Raw genomic sequence first — 23,215 nt, 5'->3', positions numbered from 1 at the left:
ACCCGCAGAGTCGTGCAGTCGAATTCCTCGCCCGAGCCGCGTATCCCGGTGGAGTACGCCTCGTCACCGACGCCGGGCACCCTCGCGGGCGGCACGGCGATGCCCTCCACGGTGAGGAAGAGGGGCGCGGGGGCGGTCCATTCGGTGGTGGCTCGCTTTCCCGTGGCGGCGGATGCCGACCCGGCGTTGTTCCATCGGATCGCCATCTGGTCGTGAGCCTCCTCCCGAGACACCCGAATCTCGACGGGAAGAACGCTCAGGTACCCGTCGACCAGCCTGTTCCACCACGCGCATTCGCCGGTGTCCGTCGTACGTCGTTCGGCTTCCGGGATGAGCCCGCGTACCTGCCGATCGGTCAACAGCGAACACGAGTCGACCTCGGCCGCCGTGATCAGGCGGGGCGATGCGGAAGTTCCGCGCGCCTCGCGCCCGTCATCGTCGCGCGGCCAGGTGGCCACACCGACGATCGCGGCGATCACGACGATCGCCGCCGCCGTCACGGTGAACGCCCTGTGCCGACGAGCGACCCGGAGGACGCCGGCGACGAGGGAGGCACGCCCCGGCTCGGGGACGCCGGCGGCGAGGGAGGCACGCCCCGGCTCGGGGACGCCGGCGGTCCGAGGAGGAGCGAGGCGCGGGAGTCCGGCGTCGTCGCCGTCCGCAACGCGGCGCAGCGCGGCCCGGGCCCGCTCCGCTGTGATCCGTACGGCCGGGTCCTTGACCAGCAGGTGTTCCAGTACAGGCGCGAGCACCCCGGATCGGCGGGGTTCCGGTGCCTCCTCGGTGAGGGCCGCGCCGAGCGCGGCAAGCGGTTCATCCCGCGCGAACGGTGCCCGGCCCTCGGCCGCCGCGTACAGCGTCGCGCCCAGCGACCACAGATCCGACGCCGGACCGTACGGCTCATCGCGCAGCCGCTCGGGCGCGACGAAGCCGGGTGAACCGATCGGTTGATGCGTCGGTTCCCGGCCCGGGACAGGCGGTGGCGTTGCTGGTCGCCGGAGGACGTGTCGATCGGTGCGGTGCCGTTCCAGGAGGCGAAGTGCCCGCGGCTGGCGAACCGGTGAATGTCCCCAATGTCGCCGATCAGGCGGGCGGCGCCGGACGGGCCGATACCGTTGAGCTCCTGCAGTCGGCTGCCGGTAGCCTCGACGAGTTCGGTCAGCTGCGCGTTCGCGGCCTTGATCTTCCTGTCGACGCTCGCGAGTTCGGTGATCAGCTCGGAGGCGAGCTGACGCCTGGTACGCCCGACGACATCGCGGGGACGCACGGTGTTGAGCAGCGCTCGGGCCTGTAGCGCGGACAGGAACTTCTTCGCCCCGCCAGGGACCAACTCCAAGAGAAGGTGATGCAGCCGGCTGATGATGTCGGTGCGGGTCCGGCCGAGGCGGTCGCGGCGGTCGACCAGCAGCCGCAGCGCGACGCTGGCATCATCGACGGTGACCTGCCGCAGCCCCTCGGTGCGCAGGGCGGACACGGCCACGGAGTGCGCGTCGACGGGGTCGGTCTTACGGCCCTGGCCAGTGGCGAACACCCGGGCACGAGCGGATAGTTTCGCGGGCACGTCGATGACGGTCTCGCCGTCGGCGACCAGGCGTTGAGCGATGTGCCGGCCGATGCCGTTACAGCCCTCGACCGCCCAGACGTGGTCCTTGTACTGCCGGCCGAGGCTGAGCATGGCCTGGTAGCCGACGGTGTCGGTGCCGAACCGGCCCTGCGCGAGGACCTTCTCGTGGTCGTTGATGACCTCGATCGTCGCGGAGCGTTTGTGGGGATCCATGCCGATGATCACTCGTGCCACGCTGTCCTCCTCGATCAGGCCGAGCTGATGTCGGCGAGGAGGGCAGCGCTACTTTGAGCTGGGCAAACCCCTCTTGAGCCTCTCCGCGCCACGGTGACCGGCGGGGCGCACGCCAGATGAGAGCCACACCAGATTGCGGTTGGCAGCCGATGTGAGAGCTATCCCGCCGGTCACCTCCGACCAAGCCTGGCCGGGCTGCGGTCGTAGGTCCAGTTAACAAGTAAGCCGAGGAGCGGACGTTCCCACGAAGGTCCCTGCGAACCGGAGCGTTTGATCGCAATGGGCTTTGAGTAGATCTTGGTTTGCCGAGTATGTGTGAAGGCCTGCATATCCTTCTCGGACCATGCTGCTTCGAAGGTGACGGCGAAACGGCAGGGTTCGACGATGTCGCGGCGGCGGAAAGGAAGGCTGTTGCGATGCCGGATGGTGGCGCACATGCGGTGTCTGCGGTGGATAGTCTCCGGTACGTGACGAACGACGGTCTCGTGCCTACCATCATCACCCGGCTTTTCGACGCCTTCTGGTCTGCGGGGATATCCAATCCACTGGAGATCGTGGACCAGATCTCCCACCTCCTGTACCTCCGCGAACTGGACCGCGTGCAGGAACACTGGGAGCAGCGGGCGGTGCCATCGGAGACGCCGGACAGGGAACCGATCTTCGCTCAGGACGAGCAGCATCTTCGCTGGTCCCATCTCATCCACCTGACGCCTCCACACATGTACGCGTTGATGGCCGAAGACGTGTTCCCGCGGCTACGCAGTCACGCGTTCAAGGGGTTGGCCTATTCGCAGCACGTCAAGGATGCTCGGTTCACGATCCCGACCCCTAGTCTTCTGGCCAAGGCCGTCGACCTGCTCGAGGAGACGCTCTCAGCCGGCGACACCGCCGCGTCCGATCTGTACGAGCTTCTGCTCGCTAAGGTCGCCACCGCCGGTGCCTCCGGCACCTTCCGTGTACCTCTCCATCTGACGGCTCTGATGATGGCGTTGGCTGAGCCTGGAGCCGATGACCGGGTGTGCGATCCGACGTGCGGCATGGGCGGTCTGCTGACCGCTGCGGCTCAGTTTGTGCACCGATCGAGCACAGATACCGCTCAGGTGAGCGGCAGGCTCCACGGGTTTGACTTCGACACGACCATGCTGCGGCTGAGCAGCATGCGGCTGGCGCTTCAGGGCTTCGAGGGTGCCGATCTGCGGTACCGGGACAACCTCTTGGAGGGGGCCGGAGCGGATGGCGAGCGCTACTCGGTCGTCCTGGCCAATCCTCCGCTTGCTGGGAGTGTCGACTACGAGGCCATCGCCCCCGAGTTGCTGGAACTGGTCCGGACGAAGAGATCCGAGATTCTTCATCTCACCGTGATTCTGCGACTGATGAAACCAGGTGGACGCGCGGTCGTGATCGTCCCCGCTGGTCTGCTGTTCGGCTCGACTGCTGCTCATATCGAACTGCGTCGGATGCTGGTGGACGAGCATGGGCTGGAGGCCGTGGTGAAGCTGCCTAGCGGTGCCTTCAAACCGTATGCCGGAGTGTCGACAGCGATTCTGTTCTTCGTCAAGGACGCGGGACAGGCAGACAGCGTGTGGTTCTACGACCTCAAGGCGGACGGGTGGAGCCTGGACGACCGTCGTGTGCCGTTGCTGACGGAGGACAAGCTTGGGCTGGCTCCCGACAGCGTGCTAGATGCTGCCGATCACACGCGCAACAACCTTCCGGATCTCATGCGGCGTTGGCGGCTCCGGCAAAGCAGCGAGCGTCGGCGTGACCGGTCCGAACAGAGCTTTTGCGTGACCAGAACGGAGATCGCCGCAGAGGACTACAACCTGACGCTAGAGCATTTCCGTCAGATCCATGAGATGCAGCGGGCCGCACAGGAAGGCATTCGTCTTGGGGACTTCGCTCAAATCTTCTCCGGGTCCGTGCGCAGTTCCGATTTGGACAAGAAACCGGACGTGACTGACACAGATGGACGAAGGCGGGTTCTAACGCCGACTCTGTTGACCGATGTTCTGCCGGATGTAGCAGGCCTGCCCGTGCGGGCAGATGAGCGCGAGCCCCCGCGCCGGTTGCGGCAGGGCGACATCATCGGACGAGATCTTGTCGGCACGCGTCACTGGACGCTTGTGCCGAGCCAGTACGACGGCGTGCAACCCGGCCAGGGCCTGATCATTATTCGGCTAACCCAGGAGGATTTCCCCCTTGAGTACGTGATCGCATATTTGTCTAGCCCGCTGGCAGAACAGCAGCTTCCCAAGTACGGAACGATCCCGCGCATCAAGGCGCGCGAGATGGCCGACATCTGGATCCCCAAGTGTGACGGAGACCCATCGGAGATCCGGGCCTCCCTCGCCATGCTCGAAGAAGGGGAACGGGAAGCCGCGCACATCCAGGACGAACTTCGCCGGGCTCGGATCCAGATTTTCGAAAGTGGATCGGGGTCAGCCCGGCGAGGGCGGCTGGATGATGCCGCTGCCATCAGCTCGCTGACTGCCCAGAACCTGCGCCGACATAACGAGCCCTATAAGCTTTTCCAAGAGTCATACCCCTACGCGATAGCCCGCGCGGTCCGCAAGTTCCGGCACTCGCTCTCCCTTGCAGAGAAGCACGAGGCAGCGATCCAGTGCGCCGAGTCTTTGATCCTCTCCTTGGGCATCATGGCGCTTGCTCTAGCCGCAGACCGTGGTCGTCAGGATCTGCCGGCCATCGCGCAGTGGAGCCAGTCTGTTGAGCGGGGTGGTGTCTCCCTCGGTCACTGGATGGGGGCCGTCAAGGCAGTGGCCGAGGACGCCCGGCAGCACGGTGAACCTGCCGCAGGCCTCGTCGAGGCAACAGCCCGAAAGAAGGGCGGGAAGGGCCTGGTTGCCGATCTCGATCAACTGGTGACACTCCGCAATAAAGTTCGCCATGGCGCAGGCCCTCGGACACGGGCAGAGCTGGAGAAAAGCCTTGGGCGCATCGAACCGCTGATGCTCAGCAGCCTGGCCGGATGCGCCTTCCTCGCCCGCACCCGGTGGGTTCACACAGACCGCCTCCAATGGCTACCCAGTGCCGGAAAGTTCCGCGTATCAGGCCTGGCTTTGATGGGCGACCACCCCGACTTCGCAACGGTTACCTTCGACACGGCACACCCTCTGGCAGACGACCGTCTTTACCTCATCACGACGCACGATGCGCCGCTTCTGCTTTCACCGTTCTGTCTCCTACGCGACTGCCCCACGTGTCTGGCACCCGAGTTGTATTACCCCGACCGCATGACGAGTTCCACGGCTCTACTGAAGAGTCTGGACCGAGGCCACGAGTTGGATAGCGACTCGGTTTTCAAGGCGCTGCGCGAATTGGGTACATCGTAAAACTAGGGCTCAGCCGCATAGGCGTCTCGCCCTAGCAACCAAGAGGCTGGTGAGGAGCTGCATTGCGGCGCATAGCGGCAAATCTGGCAGGTGAGCCGCGCAACCTCCGTGATCACGTCGATAGTTGGACGCCCATCGTCACAGCGTGGCATCCGCTCATGTCGCTGATCGTGGTGTCTCGGGGTGATGCTTCCGGTTGAGCTTTGCATTGGTTGATCGGGTGGCGCTGGAACAAACACGCGGGCCTCACGGGAGAGGTGAGGCCGCTCCGTGCTGGGTTCAGCGGTCGTCCGATGGCGGATAGCGTTGGCGTTCTATGACCGCAACCCTTGTCGCGAAGGGCCTCGCCGCCGGCCACGGTGACCGTGCCTTGTTCTCTGGGCTCGACCTGCTCGTTCTGGACGAGCCGACCAACCATCTCGACCTGCCCGCCATCGAACAGCTGGAGTCCGCGCTCGACCCCTATCCCGGCACCCTGCTGCTGGTGACCCACGATCGCCGGATGATCAACGCCGTGCGCACCACACGCCGTCTACACCTCACCAACGGCCGGGTCGCCGAGAGAGACCCGGGCTGAACCAGAGAGACTCAGACATGCTCATGCCGCTGGTCGAGTGGTGCCCGCTCGCCAGCCCACGCGTCTTCGTGCGGCGGGCGCCCGCTCCGGTGTGAACACTGCGGCACGTTCGGCGTGATCTTTCCTGAGACTCCCACTGCACCCGTACGATTGCCGGCATGTTGGGGGTGCACTTCGCCATCACATCGGAGCAGGAGCGCTCGCTGCTAGCGGCAGACGACGACGGCGACACGGTGGCTGAACTTCTCGAAGAAATCGAGGAGTCTTGGGACGATGACGCGTTGAAGGTCGACACCGATAAGGCCTGGGACGCCATCCACCGCTGCGTGACCGATGGCACGCTCGACCCAGACGGTGGCGTGTATCCGTTGTCGCACGCGGTGCTCGGTGGGCGGCACCTGCACGATGACTACTACGTCGTATACGTCAGCGCCGCGGAGGTGCGGGATGTGGCCGACGCCTTGCGGGGTGCAGACCGGACATGGCTACGCCGCCGTTTCGAGGCTATCGATGACCCTGGCTACGACGGTGCGCACGACAACGGGGATTTCGAGTACACCTGGGATAACTTCGTCGATGTTCAGGCGTTCTACGAGCGAGCGGCCGCAGCGGAACGCGCAGTGATCTTTACTGCCACCTGAACCAAGATCAAGTGCACTTATCTGCCGCGAATCGGGCGCTGACTCTGCCCTGAACGACCGAGATTCAAAGGGAGGTGAGGTGAATTGCTCATGATCACCCGGAAACCTCGCCATAGCCCGTTGCTCACTTCCGGCAACATCGCAGGTAGCAGGGCCTGCGAGTGCTCACAGGATCGCGGAACCTACACCCCTCCCTACCGCGGAAGACGCGAGCCAAGTAACTTGAGAACGGAGGCCGCGAGCGCCGACGATCAGACGTCCGATTTCACGTGCGTAAAGTGGCTCCACCTCCAGCGAGTTTTTTTTGGCCCTACTTGTCGATCTTCAGAGTTTATGGTCACCAGTGGATTAGACGTCGCCTCGTGAGTGAGACGTCGCCTCGTGAGTGAGCTGGCGGAGCCTCGCATCGTCAAGGAGCTGCGGCTGGTAAAGGCCCGCCCCCTGAACGTCGACTACTGCGACGGCCGCAAGTCCCTCGACGAGGTCGAGCGATCCGCCGGCTGCTGAAGGGTGGGGACGCGTGAGCTACGGCGAGGTCGTCCTGCAGCAGCTCTCGCCGGCGGGCGTTTAGATACTTCAGGCGGATCCTGTGGAACGGATCTCGGCTGAGCTGGTGGACGATGCCGAGCATCTCGACAGCGCCTTTGTGCCACTGAGAGACGGCATCCTGACGCTGAGGGGAGTAAACCGAACGGTCGGCTACCGCGTCAGTGAGGACAGAGGCGACGGGATGTACTACGTCGCCGAGCTGGTAGCAAGTCCGTGACCTACGCCACGGATCCAGGAGGCGGAAGCATGAGCGAGGCGGTCTTCATCACCGCGCAAGGCGACAAGTACCACGCCCGCCGCAATTGCTCGGGCATCACGGGCGCACAGAAATCGGCGCGGGAACAGGGCTACAAGGTGTACGAGCCCGAGGCCGTGACGCTCGCCGAGGCGCGGGAGCGCGGTAAGGGCGTGCCCTGCGCGACCTGCGGCGTGACGACGATCAGCCGTGATCAGCTTCTCGCATCTGCACAGAACTTCGCGGGCCGGGCATTGAGGGCGTACATCGACGATGACGATCAGGTCATCCTCTTGCACTCCGCGATGAGCTTGGAGCACCTGATGAAGGCGGTCCTGTGCGATATGAACTCTGCCCTCCTGGTGGAGTTCCGGCCCGGGTCGCTCGACTCCCTGCTCCACCTAACGGGTCACGGACCCAAGGCCAAGAAGAAGCACCCTCGTACGATCAGTGCACGCGAGGCGCTCGACCGGATTAGGAAAATCGTCTCCGATCTGGGGGTTCCCAAGGAAAAGCTGGAAGAGCTCATCGATGTACGAGACGGCGTCGTGCACACCGGGTTTCTCGACGAGACAGACACCCGCGAGGTCTTCACGGTCTACCTCCGGTGCTGCAACAAGCTGTTCGAGGAACTCAAGGTGTCGCCAGACGAGAGGTGGGGCGATCATCAGGAGATGGTGGACACTCTGATCTCAGAATCTCTGTCTGAGATTGAGCGGACCGTTAAGCAACAGCTGGCCGCAGCCAAGTTCAGGATCAACGAGCTGCTAACCAAAATTCCTGAAAATGAGCACGTGTCCGTGATGACCGCACGCCAGTCCTCTCTTACGAGGGTTCTGCTTCCTGGCCGTGAGATCCTCACCGAGAAATGTCCTGCCTGCGAGGACGAGTCCGCCACCTACATCGGCGAGGACGACGAGATCGTCGACTATGACGTCGAAGGTGACGGCCATGGCAACTACCACTCGTTCGTCACAGGCGTGTACCCCATCTTCCGCGCGGAGAGCTTCATCTGCGGTGTTTGTGACTTGAAGCTGAGCGGAGAGGACGAACTCACGGCCGCCGGTCTAGAGCCGACCATCGACCTCAGTGAGCGTGGCGATTATGACGAGCGTTGGGAAGAGTACTAGCCCGCATGCTCTAAGGAGATCGTAGGTTCAAAGTCTTCTTTGATGGCGGGCAAAAGGAGCACGGAGAAAAGTGAAATCGGAATTACCCTCGTCGCGTGCGCGCTGGCCGGCAGCCTGACGGCGTGCGGAGGACGATTCGTCGAACGACGCGGCTGGCGATGCGTCTCCGAGCGGGGTCGACGCGAGCATTTCCGCCGCTCTCGGATCCGCGCGAGGCGAGGAGTGCGTCATCAACGTCATGGTGAAACTGACGATGGATGTCCAGTTGATGAGCCAGGGACTCAAACAGAACAATCTCACGACCATCGTGGCGGATCAGTACGGCGAGACGTCGGTGACCTTCAAGGCGTTCATGGAGGCTGACACGGCGCTCCGTAGGAACATCGATGCCCAGGGCGAGGCCGGCGCGCTGGAGAGGATCAAGCCGCCGTACGCCGGCACTGCGGGGCTCCATGATGGGCGACGGCCCCCTGGTGGACTCAGATGACGCCCGAGCTGGTGATGGGGAGAGTCCGGTGGCATCGACGCCGCGCTGAGTGGACCGGGCTCGACAAGGACCGGAGGACGCAGTCATGAGGATACGTGGGCTCGTCGGCAAGCTAACTATCCCAATAAGCGGAGTCAGCCTCCTTGCCATAGCAGGGTGCACTGCCGCCAGCAGCTCCTCGGCAAACCCGGTGCCGATCATGGTTCGAGGAGAAGTACATACTCTGCTTCACCGTGGTCTGTACGGCGAATCCCCCGGGAGCTACTGCGAAGACTCGCCGGGATGGTCCCTCGTTCAGGTCGGCACCGCCGTCATCGTCTCAGACGACAGGGGGACACTCGGAATCGGCAGGTTGCGGTCTGGCACGGTCAAGGAATCGAAAGACGGCGAACCCCGGTGCTACCTCCCTTTCAAAGTAAACGTTCCGGGCAGCAGGGGCTTATATAAGGTCAAGGTCGGTAATTTCCCGGAACAGTCCTACTCGGAGGATGAGCTGCGGCAGCACGCCCTCGAACTCGACGACGGGAGTTACTTCCATCGCCTTGGAACCCCTTGAGTCAAGTCTTCCCAGGTCAGTCCAAGGTATCTGCCAGTAGGAGTCGTCGGTCCGGGGAGTCGGGTTGCAGGGACCATCTGACCGATACCGGACATCGGCTAACCCATGAAGCCGCCCCTGTTGCGGTTCAACTTGCGCACCCGGGCTACTTCCGCTTTGGGGGACGTTTGGGCAGACTGATCAGCACGTCAAGGCCGAGATGTTCCTTGAGGAGGTACTTCAGCTCCTCATGTTCGATCATCTGCATCCGGCCGTGACGGTTGGCATGATCGTGGCCGCCCTTGGTGACCCAGGAGGTGGTCACCAAGATGCCCTTGGTGGCGTGCTTGTCCTCCATGGTGCCGGCGAGCTCACGAATGGCGTCCACGCCGACGGCTATGCGGTAGCGCTTGGCCTGGATGATGCTCAGTCCTCCAAAGATGGGATCTTCGTTCGTGGCGACGCCGTCGACGCCGTCGTCCTTGGATGCCTGGGTCACCCAGGACTTTATCCCCATGGCCTCGAATAGCTGGCGCACCAAGTGCTCGAACTCGGTGGGCGTCAGATCGAGCAGATCGGGTCTACTGTCGAGGCCGGCCACGGCGTCCATGCCCTCAATGAACGCGAACTGCTTGAGCAGCGTCTCGAAATCCACCATGGCCGGACCGCCTCCAGGTCGTACGGATGCGGAGAGACCAACGCGCCAAGCCGCTGTTTGACACAGATCACGGGGTCGAGATCGGCCAGGACCAGCCCGGCGTAAGTTTCGCGGGTCGCGCTCACACTGATCAGATAAGGCTTGATCGGCTGGCCGGTGGCCTTGTCCTTGGTCTCGACATACCCGCTGAACGTGGCCTTTTCGACCAGGTCCGGGAAGTTGACCCCGAACACGTCCCGTAGTGTCCGTAGCGCGACCTGAGCGATGAGCGAGGCGTACCAATCCCTGATCTCCTTCGCCGGGCGGGAAAGGGGATCGAGGGCATCGCGTTTCTGGATGTATCTGTAGCCGCGCTCGGATGGGACCACATCCTGGCCGGGCAGCTGGTAGTCGACCACGATCTCCTTGGGCTCCGGCCGGTAAATGATCCGGGAGAGGTGCGGGAACCCTTCGGGGTAGGCGGCCGAATCCAGCACGAGGGTGAAGTACTGAGCGACGGCCTCCGGATCTCCGGCACGGAAATCCCGCTCGAACTGCTTGATCTCGGCATTGTGGCGCCGAGTCTCCTCGGCTTCCTGCTTGACCCTGCGCTCATGATCGGCACGCAGTTCCGCCAGGCGATGCTCCCGGTCGGCCTCTGCGCGGACATGCGCCGCCAGGCGCGCGTACCGCAGTCCAGGACGGAGCATCCACCGCGCCCGCCCGGTATCCCATGTGACATTAAAGCGGGACGTCAACGGCGACCATATGCAAGGGCGCTAGTCGGTGCTGGCCGGGTTTGGCCTCCTCGAATTGCGCCGACACGGTCGGAGAGACGGATTCACCGGATCTATCGCGACATAATCCCCATGTATGGATCTCTCGGCGATCACGCGCGAAGCGGTGCTGAAGGCGATCGCGGAGTGCGACCAACTCGGGCGTGACGCCTTCCTGGAGCAGTACGGCTTCGACCAGGCTCGGCAGTACGTCCTGGTGCACGAGGGCGTGCACTACGACTCCAAGGCCATCGTCGGAGTGTCCCACCGCTACGTGGCGGACCGGCCGTTGCAAGCGGGCGAGTTCTCCGGTGGGCGCGCGACGGTCATGCGGCTGCTCAAGGGCCTGGGGTTCGAGGTCATCGACGGACCGGTCGATCCGTACGCCCCGTTGCTCTCCGCCCTCGACGAGCTGAGACCGCATACGACGCCAGAGGGCCCGGCGCGCCACCAGGCCATCCTCCTGCTGTGGGCGATGGGCCGGGCTCTGCAGCGCCGGCCCCGGCTGGCCCCCTGGAGCGAGGTCCATCACGAGCTACGCGAGTTGCTGGAGCGGTACGGCCGGCCAGGCTCACAGGCCACGCCGGAATATCCGTTCGTCGTACTGGACAAGAGCGACTTGTGGGAACTGCCCGGCTTCGACACGACAACGCAGCGAGCCCGAAACAGCCGGGCCGCTTGGCTGCGCGAGAACAACCCGTCCGGCGGCCTCACCGCCTGGGCGTACGAACTCGTCGCGACCTCCGCGGGCGCACGGGTCGCCGCGATCGACAACCTGACGGCTCGGTTCTTCGACGACACCCGCCCGACCGCGCTCCTCGAAGAGGTCGGTCTCAGCGACGCTGAACCGACGGCTTCGGAGCGGAGCCCCGTAGAGGAGTACCTACGGCTCTGCCGAGCGGTGGAGGATCGAGAGGAACGCGGAGAGCATCTCCGCACGCGCCGCACCGAGCGCGAAGAGCGCGTCCGCCTCGACCAGGCCAAGCGTGCGGTACTCCTTCGCAGCGGCGGTCACTGCGAGAACCCCCGATGCACCGGGCAACCGCAGGACGTCTACGACGACGGCCGCCCGCTCCTTGAGGTGGACCACCTCGATGGGCATGCGGGCGGCGGCCGCGACCACCCGATCAAGATGGTCGCCCTGTGCCCGAACTGCCACACGATCCGGACGTACGGCAGCACGCGTGAAGAGCTACGTACGATTCTGCTGTCGGAAGCGCGCGCCCGTCATGACGCCTGGATCGATCGGCCTGCCGACAGTTGAAGGCCCAGCCATCGCCGAGTGATCCCTATCAGGAGTAACCAAGCTCCGCAGACGCGACATAGATGGTCTCCGTAGTAGCCGGAGACCCAGGTGCCAACGATGTCCGTCAGTTTTAGAGAGCGGCTTCCGGATGCACGGATGCCATGACCGGCGTCTCAGGGCCAAGCCGCTACGGGTTCCGCAGGCGTCTGAGTCGGCGACCTGCGAGGACGTGAGGACCGATCAGCCAGACCCGAAAGCCCCTGCTCGCGATACCAGCCCAGCCACCGATGCACGGCTTGGCGCGAGACCCCGAACCGTCCAGCGACCTCGGTAACGCTCGCCCCGGACAACACCTGCAGCACCGCCTGATACCGCTGCTCGACCACGCTCAACTCCACCAACACTCGGCGAAGTGTCACGCACCTCCTGAGCACGATGTGTCACGCACGTCATGAGGCTCGACAAGAGATCACAGACTTCCGGATGAGGACTTTCTCTACGGTTTCAAGGGCGCCGCTACGCGTCGCCGCAGGTCCGTCCGGGCCGGGCGTGCGGCCGCTCCGGGCCGACCCGCCCCGGGCGGACCTGCCCGCGTCCGTTCGCGATGCAGCTATTCATGTGCACTAAGTGGAGCGTGGAGGCTGACCTGAGCGACTTTGAACGGCCTGGGCAATCCGGTTGGCGGCGTCAGTCACATTCTCGTGCTCCCAAACTCGGATGACTAGCCAGTCAGCGTCAAGGAGCTTGGCATCCGTGTCTCGATCGCGAGCTCGGTTCACCATGATCTTTTCGCTCCAGAATTCCTCATTCTGGCGAGAGGATCGGTAGTGCTCTGGGCAGCCGTGCCAATAGCAGCCATCGGAGAATACTGCTACCCGAGCCCTGCTGAATACCATGTCCGCCCGTCGTCGGAGCCCTTCGATCGGTGGCGTATCCACCCGGTAACGGAGCCCAAGCTTGTGTATCGCGGACCGCAAGGCGAGTTCGGGCTTGGTGTCTCGGCTCCGGTTGGCCTTCATGACCTTCCGCGAGGCGGGAGTGCTCGCCCACGAGTCGCTAGGAATCTCAGGGACGATCAACAACTCTTGCTCAAACGCCATGCGCCAAGCCGCCGCGAGGTTACGCGCTCGGGTTGTCTCGCAGACCTCACCCAGGTACTTGGCGGGAGATCTGCCTGAATCGGACCATCGCAGGTAGGCCCGAATTCGGCGGGTATTGGGAAGAACTTTCAGCTCCACTGAGGCCTGAGCAGTCCGCCCGTTTCCAAGATCTACATATCGGCGGTCGTTGCCGCCAGCGGCGCGGTCTTGCTCTGCGGTACGTCTGGCTCGGCTGAGACCCGGTTTACCCTTCCACGCTCGGGGGGGAGGGGGCTTGTCCTTCCAGCGCCCGGGCTCCGCTGCGGGGGAGGCGGTCACTTCGATCGTCCGGCCTCATCCAAGACTGTTGCGACCGCGTTCGCGAAGACCTGCCCTAGCAGCACTGGGACCGCGTTGCCGAGCTGGCGCATCTTTTCGCCGCGAGGGCCGGCGAGGGCCCAGTCGTCGGGGAAGGTCATGACACGGGCGGTCTCGCGAACTGTCATGTACCGATGGTTGCCATCGTCGAGGAGCATAACGGACTCGCCTCCCGGGACGCCGTGGACTCCGGCCTTGACCGTCTTGGCTGGACGGTCGAGTTCGTTGGGGGTGTGCCCAGGATAGATCCGAGCGTCCGGCCATCCAATGTGGTCGGTGAACCCATCGATGTTGTACTCCTTGCGGTCGAGCTTCTTGACCGGCGGCAAGGGCCGCTGCCCGTCGATGCCCTTGATAGCGTCCCGCAACGTTCGCCAGGGCTGGAGCTGTTCAGCCGCAGTGACCACGAGCGGCTGTGGTCGCTGTGGAAGCCGGGCCATTACTTGGTCGCGCACGCCCCTGGGAACTTCGGGGTGCCGCTCCCAGTAGGTGCCATCGGCCATGGACTCGTATAGGCGAGCCTCGGTGAACTGCGGTCTCACCAGATCTTCGAACCGGTCCCAGTCCACTCCGACGTCGCGCCTGAACGCGATGAGGATCACGCGGTTCCGGATCTGTGGAACGCCGTAGTCCGCCGCGTTGACGGGGTAGTGCCTAACGTCGTAACGCTCGTGCTCGTCCACGGTCGTGGTCTCAAGCATGTGGCGGAGTACCTCGTCGTGTTCCTGCCAGTTGCCGCCCTCCTTCCGCTCCTCGAAGGGCAGGGCGAGTTCACGCGTGATGTAGTCGAAGTAGGGCTTGAACGACGGCCGCAGGAGTCCACGCACGTTCTCGCAGATGACGGCCCTAGGCTCCATTTGTCGGATCGCCTTGAACAGGTGCGGGAAGCCGTTGCGGTCGTCCTCGTCGCCCTTGGCGACACCACCTAGGCTGAAGGGCTGGCACGGCGGTCCGCCCGCAAGGACGTCGACCCGCCCCTTGAGGTACTCGAAGTCCAGCTTGCTCACGTCACCCTCGATCAAGGGGGGACGCTCACCCGGTCTGGGGATTGGCGGGGTGAGCCCCAGCTCATGGCGCTCAGCGTTGTTTGCGACCAGCGTCTCACAAGCACGCTTAGCGAACTCGTTGAACAGAAGAGGCCGGAAGCCAGCGCGTTCCACGGCCATGGCCAGGCCACCACCCCCAGCGAACAGCTCGACACTGGTTCTATCCACCAACGGGTCTTTTGACTGTTCAACCATACGAGAAGCGTACCGCGGAGTTAGCGATCTTGCAGGTATTTCACTCGACCTTCTTCGAACACATGAGCAAGTGCCTTCCTGTCTGGTGATCCCTGGACGGCAGCCAGCCCATATGCGGGACTCCCTGGGGCCTGCGATAGTTTGACCAGATCTTGAGCGGACGAAGTGTCGGGAGTAGCGGATGACGGGCTTCGTCAGTACGACGGCCGGCCTTGGCGGGCGCGGCAGCGATCATGCACACGGCGGACGGCGGAGCCTCGCATGACCACCCCCTACAGCAACCAGTTCCGGCTCAGCATCACCGAGGCGTTGAGCACACAGCTCCACGCGGCTCTCGACCGTCTAGAACCTGCCCCGCTCACCCACGACAACCTGCGAGCTCTCGAAGCGCAGGCGGAAACGCTCGGGCTTCCCAGCATGTCCGGGGTGTATCAGCTCTACCGGCAGGAGCCGGGCAGGGCTAGGGAACTTACCTATGTCGGCAAGGCCGATCAGCCTCTGCCCAGGCGCCTTGGTGATCACCTCTTCAAGCTCTCCGGTCGCGTCGGGATCCCAATCGAAGAGATCTCCTTCAAGTGCCTCTTCGTCGAAGAAGACCTCTCCTCCGTCTCGCCCGAAAAGATGCTGATCAAAAGGCACCTCCAGACCGGAAGAATCGTCTGGAACAACCGCGGGTTCGGAATCAACGACCCTGGCCGTAACCGAGACGGGACCGTCAACAAGAGCAACCATTTCGACCTCGAATACCCCATCGACCTATCTCTTAAAGCGTCTGGGATCAAGCCGGGCCGACAGTCGCTCTATGCGGTGCTCCAAGCGATCAAGAGCGGAATATCCTTCAATTTTCGCTACCAGCGCTCCGCTACGTTCAAGAAGCGGCAGATCGATGTCCCCACATCTGACATGACCGTCGATGAGGCCTTCCGTCTTGTCGCTGGGCACCTGGAAACTGGCTGGAAGATCAGCGCTTTGGTCGGCTGGTCGATCATGTACAAAGACAATGACCGAAGCTATCCGAGCGCCTTCCGCTACTACCGTCCCGATGGAATTTCCGAGCAGATTCCTAAGACCAAACAGCCCGGTGAAGATGATGCGAACGACGGCGAGGAAGACGTCTAAGGATTTTCGCATCGAGGTAGTCATGCCACCTGCCCAGTTCAAGTCTGAGCGCCCGCGAGGCTAGGCCTTGCGATCACAGCCCGGCGAAATCCCCATGCTCAGTGCGGCACTCTTGCCGGTACAGCCCTACGATCGCCCCTGCATGGCTGAGGCAGTCAAGTGGTTGGGGCCGATCGCTGCCGCGCGGCTTCCGGTGCTCGGGCCGTGGCCGGCCCTGCGCTCCGGATCCGCTTGCCCTCGGAGTGTGCGGGTGCTGGCGAAGGTCAATGGGACTGTACAGCACGGAAGTACAGCAACAGCCGCTCACGCGAGCTTACGACGGCACACGTCACGAGCTGGGCGAGGCCGTGACAGGCCAGGAGTGCCGGAAGTTCGGGACTAAGAAATCGGCGACATGTGAGACCAGCGGCCGGGTGGTGTCGTCCTCCTCCACGCGGTCATCTATGGCCTCCACGGAACGCATCAGGGGCGCCTACCGCGTTGCTCTGCGATCGGCCGGCTCTGCCGCCCCTCGACCCACTCCGCTCCGGCCCACGACCAGGCAGCTACAAGGGTGATGAGTCAGGAAAATGGGTACGGCGAGTGTGCTCACGTAGATCGATTCGCCCCGGCCCGCAGTGAAACAGGCGATCCTTGGCGCATCCAACGGGGCGGCCACTCGCTGGTGGGGGCGGGGGATTGGCAGGTGGCCAGCCCGCTGGGTGCGGTCCGGTGGGCCGTCGTGGCAGATGGCGGCGTGGATGGGCGACGCCCCGCCGTTTGATTCGGTAACGCGGGCGTTGGATGTTCGTACCGCCCATCTAACGGGGAGTATAAAGATCACTCCTGAGAGCGGCGACCAAGGTACGGCGAGCATGATCGATCGGCTGGGGCCACTCTTTACCCAGACGCCCTAGCAGGAACGAAGCAGAGTGTGCGATTATCGCACCATGAAGGAGACGCGGTCATGGCTTGATGTGGGGCAGCGCGTGCGCGAGTCTCGTATCGCCGCAGGCCTGTCCCAGGAGGACTTGGCAAGGGCTGTTGATCTCGGTCGTACGATGATCGCGAAGATCGAAGCGGGAAAGCGAGAGATAGACGCTCTTGAGCTCAGCAGGCTCGCCCAAGCGCTAGGTCTCCCTTTGGGGCACTTCCTCTCTAAGCCGCCTGCAGCGCTGTCCCGTCGGTCCGAACTTTCGGATGATACGGCAAGCGAGGCCGCAGGGGAGTCCTACCGCTTGGACGCCTCTTTGCAAACTTGGCTAGCTGACATCCGTCAGTTGGTGGCTCATGGTGTACTTGAGGTGCCCGAACACCGTAACTACCCGGAACGCGTGCGCGATCACGAGTCGGCTTGTGCAGCGGCACGATGGGTACGTAGCGAGCTTGGACTGAGCGTTGAGCCCATCGATACGCTGATGAGCATCTGTGAAAAAATGGGTCAGCTGATCGCCGTGGTGGAGACGCCTGGTGACGGCGCCTCTTTGATTGACGATGTAATCGCTGCGGCCGTAGTGAGCTTGACTGGCGACCCCGGTCGTCGTCGAACGACCGCTGCGCATGAACTCGGACACTTTGTTCTCGGCGATGAGTACTCAAGCGATCTCGGTATCCATGCTTCGCGAGAGGACCGGGAGAAGGTGATTAACAGCTTCGCGGCGGAGCTTCTGCTGCCTATGTCCGTGGTGAAGGATCGTGCGGCTAACAACGTCTGTTCGCGAGATGAGCTGGTCAGATTGGCTGCCTCTTACCGCGTGTCCTGGACGCTCGCTGTCAACCAAGCTGTGAAGGCGGGCGTGGGAGACCGGAACCTAAGCCGAGATCGACCTACGAAGGCAGAGCTATTGGAAGCCATAGGCTGGGCACCCCAACCTGATTTGGAATCGCTCCGAGTCCCCCCGGTGTTTGCTCAGGCAGTTCTCCAGGCATGGCGGCAATCAATGATCACTTCGGCGAGGGCGGTGGAGATGATGCGGGGAGAGCTATCGGCCTCGGACCTCCCCATCCGTGAGGAGCCTGACCCCGAGCCATGACCGAGACTGGGCAGCCCTTCCCGCTGGTATTCGACTGCATGTGCCTAAGCCATTTCGCACTTGCTGACCGCCTCGACGTGCTTCGTGCCCTCTACGTGGATCACATCTGCCACACCACGCACGTGGTGAGGGAAGAGTTGCGTGCTGGAGTGGACAAGCACCCAGCGTTGCTGGATGCCCTGAACCTGGACTGGCTAATCATTGAGAGGTTGGATAGCCTCCAAGAACTGGCGTGCTTTGCCGAGTGGGTTCAGCGCCTTGGGTCTGCAAGCAGAAATCTGGGAGAGGCGAGCGTCTTCTCGGCGGCTGAGTTGCTCGGAGCCGTCGCAATCTCAGATGACCAAGAGGCGGTCCGGGTAGGCCGACGATACGGCCTCACGGTCCACGGAACGCTCTGGCTTCTCAGTCGTGCATGTAGCGACGGCAAACTTACCGAGGTCAACGTCATTAATCTGATCGACGCGCTAAGACACACCGGAATGCGGCTGCCATGCAGTGGCAGTGAGTACAGTACGTGGGCGCGAAGCCACGGCCTCCTCTGATGTGGTCGGCGTTCGGCCGTGCCCGTTGCGTGCCCGTGAGAGCGGGCAATCAGGGACACGTACGGTAACTCAAGGGGACATCATCGCGTCGGCACTGGTCAGCCATGCCGCAGGTGAGCGATGAGCGCTGGAAGTGACTTCCCAAGCTAAGAGCGCGGGTACACGCGGTGCGTGGCCGGGTTCGGTCACGATTGTGCGCCTAATCCTCTTTTGAGGTGCGCTGGCATGGGAGCCTGATCCGAGCGAGTCGGCCCGGGGATATGGGGTGTGCGCGTGCGCGGGAACCGGATCATCGGGGTGGCGTTTCTGGCGACTGCTGCCGCCTTGCTGGTCGCAGCATCGGGGGTGCTGACGGTAGCGGGGGTGAAGGATTGGCGATGCCTGACGGCTGCCGGTGTCGTGGCCCCGGTTGCGACGTTGTTCGCCGGCACCTGTAAGCCGATTGGAAATAGCCGTCCAGAGGCGCGAGACGCTCGCCCAAGAGTTGTCCAAAGGAACGTTCACACCGGGTGGGAAGCTACCGCGGGCGCGGAAGATAAACGATCCGATTACAATAAGATTGCATTCTGTCCCTCGCCGAAAATCCTCCAGCGCCATCGACGAGGACGTACGTGATGGGGATCGAGTGCCGGTATATATACCGCGCGAACGGCACCCGCATCTTGCCTGCGGTCGAGTCACCGACCAGCAACACAAAATTGCAGGTAGCCTCTGACGCGCATAGCGTGCAGGTATCCTCTGTAGTTCCAAAAGTTGTGCACGTCCGAGGAATAGTGGTTAGCCGTCGTGAATAATGAAAACATGTAGGGTCGGGGACTGGCGCGGTGGCGATTCCCGCCGGTAGGTCCTGGGGTCTTCATGGCCGTCGGTTTCCCGATCGGTTGCGCCGCCCCAGTGGCCGTGGCCGAGGTGCTCCGTTTCCAGTCCCCGCCCGTCAAACCGTGCATGCGGTTCTCCCGCACACGGCTTACCGACGTCGTTCACCGCCGGCATTCGGTCTTCCCCGCCAGTCCCGGAAGGGTCTGGGTGCGACGACGATTCCAGACAGGGTGACCAGCCCGAGTTGGTTCGATGACTGGAAGGCGACGACCGACCAGCCGAACCCGCGGGAGCGCCGATAGCGTTTGGCCAGGAAGAGCGCCAGCCGCATCCGCGCGTAGTTTCTGATCTTGCCGAGTTGTTTCGCGGAGTTCCCGAACCGGAAGTAGGCGGACCAGCCGCGTAGGAACCGGTTCAGATCTGCCACGATCGCTTCGACGGGGAGCAGTAGCCGGGACCGGCGGGTGAGTTCCCGGATCCGATCGCGGGCGTGCTGCATGGCCCTGTCTGCGGGCCAGCGGGCGAGGAAGGTCACGGGCCGTTTCCCGTTCAGTCCCGGTGAGCGCACCAGCCGGTGGTGGAAGCCCAGAAAGTCCAGGCCTTCGTCACCGACGCGCAGGTGCACGATCCGGGTCTTGGCCATCTTCGGCTCCAAGCCGAGTTCGGCCAGCAGCTCGACCAGGCGAGCCAGTGCCCGTTCGGCCTGGCTGCGGGACCAGCACATGACGATCGCGTCGTCGGCATAGCGGACCAGAGTCCCTTCTGCCTCGTCCCACGCCCGGTCGATCCGGTGCAGGTAGACGTTGCAGAGAACGGGGCTTACGACCCCGCCTTGTGGGGTCCCCGATTCCGTTCGCCGGACCTGACCGTCCTCCATCACCCCGGCGCGCAGGATCACGCGCAGGAGCTTCAAGATGGTCTGGTCGCAGACGCGTTCCTCGACCGCGTGCATCAACTTCTCATGCGGAATCGCCGAGAAACAGTCGGCGATGTCCGTCTCGACCACCCAGCGACGACCCCGGAAGCTCTCGTCCACGAGAACCTGCAGGGCATCGTGCGAGGACCGTCGCGGCCGGAACCCGAACGAGCAGTCCAGCATGTCGGCCTCGAAGACCGGCTCGAGCACGATCTTCAACGCGGCCTGCACGATCCGGTCGCGAACCGAGGGAATCGAGAGCGGTCTCTGTTCGGTCGTTCCAGGCTTGGGGATGAATACCCTGCGCGCCGGAAGCGGCCGATACCGCCCTTCCCTCAGCTCATCGGCCAGCTCGCCGAGGAGCCGGTTCACACCGTACTCCTCGACCTCCGCCAGCGTGGTCTTGTCGATGCCGGGTGCGCCGTTGTTCTTACGCACCTCGGTCCACCCACGCCATAGGACGTCTCTGCGATAGACCTTGTCCGTCAGCGCGTGGAATCTGCGTCCGGGATCGGCCTTGGCCGCCCGGTAAAGCGCATGCTGCAAGGCACGGACCGGATCACGGACAACCCGTGATCCCGACGCGGAGGGACTAGCCTGACCGGCACTCACCGGGCCCCTCCTCAAAGACGCTGCGCATCGACGAAGCAGCGGCCCTTCCCTCACCGCCGGTTGTGTTGTCCAGTCGGCTCAAGCAGTACTACGGCCGCCTCCGACGCCCACCCGGCCAGTTGTCCACTTCCCGGCTTCGACCGGTTATAGAACACCATGCTCCGGCGACACGATTCGCAGGTCACCGGGCCGGGGAGGGCCTCCCCAGTTCCCGCCGTCACTATCGATGCGTTCCGCGCCCCATACGCCGGGGAGTCCTTCACGGCTGCGCCTCCAGGCTCTACACCGCTTCCATGGCCTTCACCCTGATTTCGGGGGCTCGGCACTCCCTGTTCCCACCCTCGCGGGCGAGACCTCTAACGACGCCGCAGGCTTCGCGTAATGCTACGGACCACACCCTCGCTCCCCCATAAGGGCTTTTGACGCTGGGCTTCGACCCCGCCCGTTTCCAGACGAAGCCGCCAGCCTGCTACCGGGCCTCCTGGCAGCTACCCGGACCGGACTCCCACCGGCAAGCGACGACGAGCTTACGAAAGAAAGATCAGCTACTCACGCAGCTTCACCTCCCTGCTCTGCTGGGCGCACAAAAGTACGAGAGCTACGCGAATCCCTCAGCTCGATAGAAGCCAGAGTCGTTGTAGATCTCGCCGCTCATGACATTCACCTGAAGGGTGGAAACGTTAAGTATTTGGAATTTTCTTGCACGCCTAAATGGGGGCGGAGCGAAAGAGAAACGGTATCACTGCCAAGGTATGCTGCGGCGATTTTGACTGACCAACTTGATAGAGGAGTTGTCTATCTTAACGGATGGGTCGGGGTTGCCGTTCCGACGACAGGTTATCTAGAGGTTGTCTTTGGTAGGAATTTTCGGTTTTTTAATGAGTTTCTACAGGCCAGCCTTAGAGGTTTGTCTGCGGAAAATTCCGAGCGGGAATGTAGGCACATCTCCTCTAATGAGGTGGTCCCTTCTATACATTTTCGAGATAGGTTGATATCGGATAATAAAGACAATGGACCGGTCAGCATTCACCTGCAGGGCGACGGCGTCTGCATGGAGATTTCGGGAACCTCTCCGGCCTGTCATATCTTCGTTAATTATGGCTATTCGCCGGAATCTCCTCGCTTCCCTTTGAGTATAAAAGTAGATTTTGGCAGCGCGATGAAGATCGGCGAACTAGAAAGTAAGGCGGAGAAGCTCCTAGATTCTCTGCTGTACGAACTAGACATCAGGAGTAATCTAGATATCAGGCTTGAGCGCTGGCCGGGCGCTGTCGGTAAAGAGGTAAGGACGCAGACCGCAGAAGCTCGGATTGATACCATTAGATTCCCTCAGACGAAAATTTCCTCCGAAATAGCCACACTATTTCGATTCGCTGCTAGCGCTCAAGATAACTTGCCCATAGCCTTTCTCTCCTACTATCAAGTCCTAGAGAGTCACCTTCCGCTAGCCGGACGCATTGAGGCGCTGAAGCGGGCTCGGCTTGAGATGGCTGACCCAAGATTCGACAAGAGGAACGATCGCCACTTGATGCGCCTATTGTCATTTGGCGAGATGGCGACGAATGCATCCGAAGCCGTCTTGTTGCGAACTCTTCTTAGAGAATTCGTGAGAGACGACGTGCTGCATGAATTCTTTTCTCTCGTCGATTGGGGTAGTTATTTCACCAAGAAAGGTCCAATCTCTGGGGTCGTGGACAACATCAATCCGGCAAATAGCGGAACTCCGCTTCCGTCACAAGTGGCAGACCGGGTTTACAGAATCAGAAATAGGATTGTTCATACAAAAGACGATCCGAAGTATGAAGGCGTCCCGGCACTGCTCCCGCAAAGTTTTGAAGCAGAATCTCTCTGGCCCGATGTGAGGCTGGTCAGGCTTCTAGCCAGCGAAGTTATCTTGGGGATGCAAAGCGCACATTAGGGGCGTGCGGCGAATGATGCTATAGACGTCGACGTAACCGACTTCGCACAGTGTGGATCGTCTATGCCTCTCCCCGATACCCGAAGGGAACCGACCATCGAGGGCGACATTCTGAAAGCGGCGTGGTCCTGCTGCGGTCACCGCGACGCTCCGAGCCGCCTTGCCGTTTGACCGAGGCATGCGTCTCTAGCGTGCCATTAGCGTGCCATTAAGGCCGGTGATCAAGGGTCAGCCGCAGTCACTCAGGGAGAGCTGGCCGAGCAGGTCAGCGGCCGTAACGGCCAGGATCGGTCTGATTCCCAAGCTAATAGAGCGGTTCGATTTCCGTCACCCGTTCGAACACGAGGACTCAGGCTAGGGACCAGTTCCCAGTGCAATGATTTCGATCAAGTTCTGATGCGGTGCCCTGCCCTCTGCGGGGAAAGCACGGGGAGCAGGGGGTTTGTGGTCGGCGCCTATTTCGCCTTGGGCCGGGATCGGCACTGGTACGGCGTGCTCCTCTTGTCCGGTCCTTCGTCACCTTCGAGTCGTTGCCGGCCGTCAGGTCCGGGCCGGCACCCGCGATGAACTCGCCCAGGAGTCGCCCGAGAGGTCCGGAGTGAGGCTCCGGGTGGCGTA

20 protein-coding genes and 2 pseudogenes are annotated in these 23,215 nt (G+C 62.8%); 13 read left to right on the top strand and 9 right to left on the bottom strand.

Features of this window, described 5'->3' with window-relative positions:
- From HKK74_RS39475 to HKK74_RS37705, 3 genes and pseudogenes are all read right to left on the bottom strand, one after another.
- Positions 1 to 500: hypothetical protein (locus HKK74_RS39475; RefSeq protein WP_222723230.1), on the bottom strand; the 500-nt coding region annotated here is incomplete at its 3' end.
- A gap of 243 nt (positions 501 to 743) precedes the next feature.
- A pseudogene (locus tag HKK74_RS42080) lies at positions 744 to 911 on the bottom strand (serine/threonine protein kinase); the annotation flags it as partial.
- Positions 875 to 1,777: pseudogene (locus HKK74_RS37705) on the bottom strand (IS110 family RNA-guided transposase); the annotation flags it as partial. The pseudogenes HKK74_RS37705 and HKK74_RS42080, both read right to left, overlap by 37 nt.
- A gap of 488 nt (positions 1,778 to 2,265) precedes the next feature.
- Between HKK74_RS37705 and HKK74_RS37700 the strand changes: the two are divergent.
- The 8 genes from HKK74_RS37700 (at position 2,266) to HKK74_RS37670 (ending at position 9,323) form a co-directional block, all read left to right on the top strand.
- The gene (locus HKK74_RS37700) at positions 2,266 to 5,148 is read left to right on the top strand and encodes a class I SAM-dependent DNA methyltransferase (protein WP_222723228.1); all 2,883 of its coding nucleotides are present in this window, start codon (positions 2,266 to 2,268) and stop codon (positions 5,146 to 5,148) included.
- Positions 5,149 to 5,464: 316 nt separating this feature from the next.
- Positions 5,465 to 5,725, top strand: a complete 261-nt coding sequence (locus HKK74_RS37695) for a P-loop NTPase family protein (protein ID WP_281398216.1) — start codon at positions 5,465 to 5,467, stop codon at positions 5,723 to 5,725.
- A 158-nt stretch (positions 5,726 to 5,883) separates the two neighbouring features.
- A complete protein-coding gene (locus tag HKK74_RS37690; protein ID WP_187248225.1) occupies positions 5,884 to 6,366 on the top strand; it encodes a YfbM family protein in 483 nt (160 codons plus the stop codon).
- Between the two features lie 381 nt (positions 6,367 to 6,747).
- Positions 6,748 to 6,873 (top strand): hypothetical protein, encoded by a 126-nt coding sequence (locus HKK74_RS41200; RefSeq protein WP_281398215.1) that lies wholly within the window; start codon positions 6,748 to 6,750, stop codon positions 6,871 to 6,873.
- A 106-nt stretch (positions 6,874 to 6,979) separates the two neighbouring features.
- On the top strand, positions 6,980 to 7,132 hold the full coding sequence (locus HKK74_RS37685; protein WP_187248224.1) for a hypothetical protein: 153 nt from the start codon (positions 6,980 to 6,982) through the stop codon (positions 7,130 to 7,132).
- Positions 7,133 to 7,161: 29 nt separating this feature from the next.
- Entirely contained in the window at positions 7,162 to 8,280 is a 1,119-nt protein-coding gene (locus HKK74_RS37680) for a hypothetical protein (RefSeq protein WP_187248223.1), read from the top strand.
- Between the two features lie 238 nt (positions 8,281 to 8,518).
- Positions 8,519 to 8,767 carry a hypothetical protein gene (locus HKK74_RS37675; RefSeq protein ID WP_187248222.1) on the top strand — a complete coding sequence of 83 codons (249 nt, stop codon included), beginning with the start codon at positions 8,519 to 8,521 and terminating at the stop codon, positions 8,765 to 8,767.
- Positions 8,768 to 8,852: 85 nt separating this feature from the next.
- Complete coding sequence (locus HKK74_RS37670) at positions 8,853 to 9,323, top strand: hypothetical protein (protein ID WP_187248221.1); 471 nt, start codon at positions 8,853 to 8,855, stop codon at positions 9,321 to 9,323.
- A 145-nt stretch (positions 9,324 to 9,468) separates the two neighbouring features.
- On the opposite strand, the gene HKK74_RS37665 is transcribed toward HKK74_RS37670, so the two are convergent.
- On the bottom strand, positions 9,469 to 9,912 hold the full coding sequence (locus HKK74_RS37665; protein ID WP_222723227.1) for a restriction endonuclease: 444 nt from the start codon (positions 9,910 to 9,912) through the stop codon (positions 9,469 to 9,471).
- Positions 9,864 to 10,649 (bottom strand): hypothetical protein, encoded by a 786-nt coding sequence (locus HKK74_RS39470; protein WP_222723226.1) that lies wholly within the window; start codon positions 10,647 to 10,649, stop codon positions 9,864 to 9,866. Before HKK74_RS39470 ends, HKK74_RS37665 begins: the two co-directional genes overlap by 49 nt.
- A 163-nt stretch (positions 10,650 to 10,812) precedes the next feature.
- On the opposite strand from HKK74_RS39470, the gene HKK74_RS37660 reads away from it, so the two are divergent.
- A complete protein-coding gene (locus HKK74_RS37660) occupies positions 10,813 to 11,979 on the top strand; it encodes an HNH endonuclease signature motif containing protein (RefSeq protein ID WP_187248220.1) in 1,167 nt (388 codons plus the stop codon).
- Positions 11,980 to 12,134: 155 nt separating this feature from the next.
- On the opposite strand, the gene HKK74_RS37655 is transcribed toward HKK74_RS37660, so the two are convergent.
- From HKK74_RS37655 to HKK74_RS37645, 3 genes are all read right to left on the bottom strand, one after another.
- The gene (locus tag HKK74_RS37655; protein ID WP_222723225.1) at positions 12,135 to 12,347 is read right to left on the bottom strand and encodes a helix-turn-helix domain-containing protein; all 213 of its coding nucleotides are present in this window, start codon (positions 12,345 to 12,347) and stop codon (positions 12,135 to 12,137) included.
- 237 nt (positions 12,348 to 12,584) lie between these two features.
- Complete coding sequence (locus tag HKK74_RS37650; RefSeq protein WP_187248219.1) at positions 12,585 to 13,061, bottom strand: very short patch repair endonuclease; 477 nt, start codon at positions 13,059 to 13,061, stop codon at positions 12,585 to 12,587.
- A gap of 314 nt (positions 13,062 to 13,375) precedes the next feature.
- The gene (locus HKK74_RS37645) at positions 13,376 to 14,659 is read right to left on the bottom strand and encodes a DNA cytosine methyltransferase (RefSeq protein ID WP_187248218.1); all 1,284 of its coding nucleotides are present in this window, start codon (positions 14,657 to 14,659) and stop codon (positions 13,376 to 13,378) included.
- A 261-nt stretch (positions 14,660 to 14,920) separates the two neighbouring features.
- On the opposite strand from HKK74_RS37645, the gene HKK74_RS37640 reads away from it, so the two are divergent.
- From HKK74_RS37640 to HKK74_RS37630, 3 genes are all read left to right on the top strand, one after another.
- A complete protein-coding gene (locus HKK74_RS37640) occupies positions 14,921 to 15,778 on the top strand; it encodes a GIY-YIG nuclease family protein (protein WP_187248217.1) in 858 nt (285 codons plus the stop codon).
- 929 nt (positions 15,779 to 16,707) lie between these two features.
- Positions 16,708 to 17,790 carry a helix-turn-helix domain-containing protein gene (locus HKK74_RS37635; protein ID WP_187248216.1) on the top strand — a complete coding sequence of 361 codons (1,083 nt, stop codon included), beginning with the start codon at positions 16,708 to 16,710 and terminating at the stop codon, positions 17,788 to 17,790.
- Positions 17,787 to 18,332 carry a PIN domain-containing protein gene (locus HKK74_RS37630; RefSeq protein ID WP_187248215.1) on the top strand — a complete coding sequence of 182 codons (546 nt, stop codon included), beginning with the start codon at positions 17,787 to 17,789 and terminating at the stop codon, positions 18,330 to 18,332. Before HKK74_RS37635 ends, HKK74_RS37630 begins: the two co-directional genes overlap by 4 nt.
- Positions 18,333 to 19,299: 967 nt before the next feature.
- On the opposite strand, the gene ltrA is transcribed toward HKK74_RS37630, so the two are convergent.
- A complete protein-coding gene (gene ltrA / locus HKK74_RS37625) occupies positions 19,300 to 20,613 on the bottom strand; it encodes a group II intron reverse transcriptase/maturase (RefSeq protein WP_222723224.1) in 1,314 nt (437 codons plus the stop codon).
- Positions 20,614 to 21,445: 832 nt separating this feature from the next.
- On the opposite strand from ltrA, the gene HKK74_RS37620 reads away from it, so the two are divergent.
- Entirely contained in the window at positions 21,446 to 22,597 is a 1,152-nt protein-coding gene (locus tag HKK74_RS37620; protein WP_187248213.1) for a hypothetical protein, read from the top strand.
- Positions 22,598 to 23,215: the final 618 nt, after the last annotated feature.

The sequence above is a fragment of the Actinomadura alba genome (genome assembly GCF_014323705.1).
Taxonomy (GTDB): Bacteria; Actinomycetota; Actinomycetes; order Streptosporangiales; family Streptosporangiaceae; genus Actinomadura_C; species Actinomadura_C alba.
Note: the sequence above shows the minus strand (reverse complement) of the source record. Positions and strands in the feature narration are given on the sequence as shown.